General features: G+C 61.7%; 1 protein-coding gene and 2 pseudogenes. 2 read left to right on the top strand and 1 reads right to left on the bottom strand.

What is annotated here, in order from left to right; all coding sequences use genetic code 11:
• Positions 1-182: 182 nt before the first annotated feature.
• Positions 183-2,108 carry a TonB-dependent siderophore receptor gene (locus KO516_RS14900; RefSeq protein WP_216004576.1) on the bottom strand — a complete coding sequence of 642 codons (1,926 nt, stop codon included), beginning with the start codon at positions 2,106-2,108 and terminating at the stop codon, positions 183-185.
• 301 nt (positions 2,109-2,409) lie between these two features.
• Here KO516_RS14900 and istA point away from each other — a divergent pair.
• Both istA and KO516_RS14890 read left to right on the top strand, forming a co-directional pair.
• Positions 2,410-3,969 (top strand): annotated as a pseudogene (gene istA, locus KO516_RS14895) (IS21 family transposase).
• A pseudogene (locus KO516_RS14890) lies at positions 3,959-4,301 on the top strand (ATP-binding protein); the annotation flags it as partial. The pseudogenes istA and KO516_RS14890, both read left to right, overlap by 11 nt.

The raw sequence follows: 4,301 nt of genomic DNA, 5'->3' as shown, positions 1-4,301 counted from the left end.
TATGTGCAACAACGTCCTCAAAACCGGTAAGGTGTCAACAGAATTGGAAAGACCCGGCGCAAGCCCTGACGGCAACAGGCTTTCGGACAAAGCCCAGAGCGCGCTTGCCCGCGCCGCCCCTTCGCGGCCAAACAGCGCGCCAGATACAAGACGGGCGCCACCGAAGTGGCGCCCGCTCAGGATCAGAACCGCATGGTCGCAGAGACGGTAAAGGTCCGGCCCGGTTCGTAGAGCGGAATGACCGACCCGGTGTAATCCAGCCCGTCCGAGCTGCGGCTGGCGTATTGCTCGTCAAAGACGTTCTTGATGTCCATCCGCAGTTCCAGCCCGTTCAACGCGGCAGGCTGGTAGGTGGTGTACAGGTTCAGAACCTCGTAGGCGGGCAGATCAGTGTCGGTGGAATCGTTTTCAAACGCGATCTCGGCAGTGCCGCCAACGCGCCAGTTGTCGTGGATGTCATACCCCGCTTCCAGCCCCATGATGCTGCCAACCGGACGCCCCAGATAATAGGACGTACCGGAGATGGTATCATCATCCAGCGTGACGTTGGCATGGGTGTAGTTCACCTTGGCAAAGCCGCGATCCCAGTTGTAGGCGAGCGAGCCATCAAAGCCGCGGGTCGTCACGTCGGCCTGCGCGCCGCGATCCCCGCCCGAGGGCAGCACTGCGTTGACGTTGTTGATCTCGGTGTGGAACAGCGCGCCGCTGATCGCCCAAGGGCCGCTGTTCCAGCGCAGACCGATCCGGGCCGAGTTCGACCGCGAGGCGCCGAAGTCGTCATAGGTCCAGTCGCTGCCGTAGTTCACCAGCGCCGCTTCGCCCAGTGCGAAGCCGCCAAACGTCGTGGCAAGCCCCGCGTTCAGCGTCAGCGTATCGGTCAGTACGTAATCCAGCGCGGCGTTGCCGCTGAAGCCGCCCTCTTCGAAATCGCTGCCATCCGTACCTTCAAACCATTGGTAGTCGTAGCGCAGACCGTAAGATACCGACAGGCGGTCGTTCAGATCCTGCCGTGCCTGTGCGTACAATCCGACGTTCTGGTGGTTCTCCGACCCCGAGGTGCCTTCGGTGGCCACGGCGCTTTCATCGAATGCATCGATCCCGGCGGTCAGCGTGCCGTTGGCCAGATGGAATTCGTTTTCGACATTGCCCGACAGGCTGTAGTTGACGCCGGACACCGCGCCCACGTCGACCTCTTGTTCGTTATAGGTCAGCTGTGCGCTGGGGGCGAACCAGCCCTGCGGGTTCTCGTCGGTGTAGGACAGAGTGTACGAGCTGCGGCGCGCGTAGCCGTCGATGATCGTGGTGGGGCGCGAGGCCGATACCAGACCGCCGAAATCGGAGCGGATGAAGCCGCCTTGCGAGGCGCGCCCGCCGGTGTCTTCGGTTTCGGAGGCGGCGAAGGTCAGGCGCTTGCCGCTTTTCGTGGTGTAACCCAGCTTCAGCATGTAGCTGGTCAGATCGGCTTCGGTGCCTTCAACCTCGTCGCCATCGCCGTCTTCGTAATCGTCGCCGGTCTGCCTGCTGGCCGACAGCAGCCATTCAAACCCGCCCTGCTGGCCGTAAAGCGCCATATTGCGGCGTACGCCCGTGCCGTTGTCGCCGGTGGTGACGCCGATCATGCCGCCGAAGGGGTCGTCAAGATCCAGCAGATCGCGCGCATCCTTGGTGGTGTAGGCCAGAGCGCCGCCAAGTGCACCGGGGCCGGCATCGGCGGGGGCGATGCCTTCGCTGACCTCGACCCGCTTGAGCAGGTAAGGGTCGATCAGCACGTTGCCGGTGTGGTGGAATGCGCCCTTGTTCTGGCGTGCGCCGTCGATGGTGACCGACAGCAGCGATTCCTCGACGCCGTTCACCAGCACCTTCTGGGCCATGGCGGCGCCGCCGCTGACGGTGACGCTGCTTTCGCCGCTGAACACGTCGGCGACCGAGGCCGGGGCGCGGTCATCGAGCTCTTCTTCGGTGATCTCGGTGTTGCCGAGCAGGCTCTGCGCCTGTTCGCTTTCGATTCGCAGCGTTCCGAGGAAAGTGGCATCGTCCTGCGCTGAAACGCTGCTTGCGGCGCAAATCGCCGTCGTAAGGAGCAACGCGCCCCGATTAGTGAATGTCATGAGACTGTCCCTTGAGTGTTTCTCGATCTCGCTGGATCGCGTCGCCGTCTCAAAGGGGGGGGCGCTGTCTGGCATCGAGCGTATCGCCGCCTTATCCGACCAAAACACTCAGATCAATTACTCCATGACGCCTTGTCGCCGCGTTTGTTGCGGAAATGCAACCTTCAACAGAGGTAAATCCCGCCCGATTGTTGATTTCCACCCAGAAGTGACCCGGGTGGCGGCATAATTTCCATTGAGAATTGACCCATGTGACCTTCCCCCAGCGGCATGCGCAGCGGGGGACATTGGAGTGATACACATGGGACTTTTGAACATCATCCGACGTATGGCACTGCGGGATAAGTTGCCCCTGCGCGAGATTGCGCGGCGGACGGGAATGTCGCGCAATACCATCAAGAAGTATTTGAACGCAGGCACGATCGAGCCGCAATTCGCGACGCCGGAGCGGCAAAGCAAGCTCGATCCATTCGCCGAGAAGCTCGGTCGGCTGGCTGAAGACGGAGTCTGGCAAGTCCCGCATGCAGAGGCGCACGCTGAGGCAGATGCATGTGGATCTGGTGGTTCTTGGCTTTGACGGGTCCTACGGCCGAATTGCGTCCTTTGCGCGTAACTGGCGGGCCGATCGGCAGCGGGATCAGCAGACGACAGGCCGCGGCACCTTCGTGCCCCTGTTGTTTCGCCCGGGAGAGGCGTTCCAGTTCGACTGGAGGAGGATTTTGCGGTCTTGGGCGGCGAGCGCACCGAACCGCAAGTTGCCCATATCAAGCTGTCGCACAGCCGGGCCTTTCTGGTCCGGGCGTATCTACTGAAAACGCACAAGATGCTGTTCGATGCCCATTGGCACGGGTTCCGGGTCTTCGGCGGGGTCCCGGAGCGCGGCATCTACGATAACATGCGCACCGCGGTTGATCGTGTCGGTCGCGGGAAGGACTGGCAGGTCAACATGCGGTTCCTTGCGATGGCAAACTATTACGTATTCGATCCGGCGTTCTGCAATCTAGCTGCGGGCTGGGAGAAGGGACAGGTCGAGAAGAACGTGCAGGATTCCCGACACCGACTGTGGCAACCCATGCCGCACTTCGCCGATCTTGCGGCACTGAATGACTGGCTGGAAGAGCGCTGTGTCGCGTTGTGGACTGAGATCCCGCATGCAGCACTGCCTGGGAGCGTTGCCGACGTCTGGGTCACAGAGCAGGCAGCGCGGATGCCATTGCCCCCCGCCTTCGATGGCTTTGTCGAACTGAGCAAAAGGGTATCGCCCACTTTCCTGATCAGCTTTGAACGCAATCGCTACAGCGTTCCGGCATCCTTCGCCAACCGCCCGGTGAGCCTTCGGGTTTCTCCCGAACGTCTGGTGATCGCTGCCGAAGGACAGATCCTGTGTGAACAGGTGCGGGTGATCCAGCGCAGCCACCAACTCCCACCACGCACGATCTACGATTGGCGCCATTACCTGGCCGTGCTTCAGCGCAAGCCCGGCGCATTGCGGAACGGTGCCCCCTTTGCGGAATTCCCTCCGGCCTTCAAGCAGCTGCAAGATCTCATGCTGCGCAAGCCTGGTGGTGACGGAGAGATGGTCGACATCCTTGCACTGGTTCTGCATCACGTCATGCCGGAGGCATGCTTTCAGCATGACGAGCGGGCCGTGCTGGTCGCCGTGGAAATGGCGCTGGCTGAGGGCGTCGCAACCAAGACCCATGTGCTGAATCTTCTGCACCGTCTGATCGACGGAAAGACAATCGGTGGGCCGACCATCAATACGCCACAGGCCCTTGCTCGGCGCAGTGAGCCCAAGGCCAATGTCGAGCGCTATGATGGCCTGCGGGCCCGGATCGCTGGAGGCCGCCATGCGTCATGATCCTGCCAGCAGTGCTATCATCATCATGCTGTGCAGTCTGAAGATGCCCGGGATGGCCCAAGCCGTCACCGACCTGATGGGACAAGGCGCACCAGCCTTTGATGCCGCGGTGCCGGTGCTCGCTCAGTTGCTGAAGGCTGAAGTGGCAGAACGGGAAGTGCGCTCCATTGCCTACCATATGAAGGCCGCTCGCTTCCCGGCCTACAAGGACCTCTAGGGCTTCGACTTCGCGGCCAGTGAGATCAACGAGGCCACGGTGTGCCAACTTAATCGCGGCGAGTTTATGAACGGTGCCCAGAACGTCGTGCTGATTGACCTGCCCCCTGCTGGTG

It is taken from the genome of Citreicella sp. C3M06 (genome assembly GCF_018860705.1).
Classification (GTDB): domain Bacteria; phylum Pseudomonadota; class Alphaproteobacteria; order Rhodobacterales; family Rhodobacteraceae; genus Salipiger.
Note: the sequence above shows the minus strand (reverse complement) of the source record. Positions and strands in the feature narration are given on the sequence as shown.

Bases quoted from the DNA above. Each gene is read 5' to 3' on its own strand.
- KO516_RS14900 (WP_216004576.1), bottom strand. From the start codon at position 2,108: ATGACATTCACTAATCGGGGCGCGTTGCTCCTTACGACGGCGATTTGC.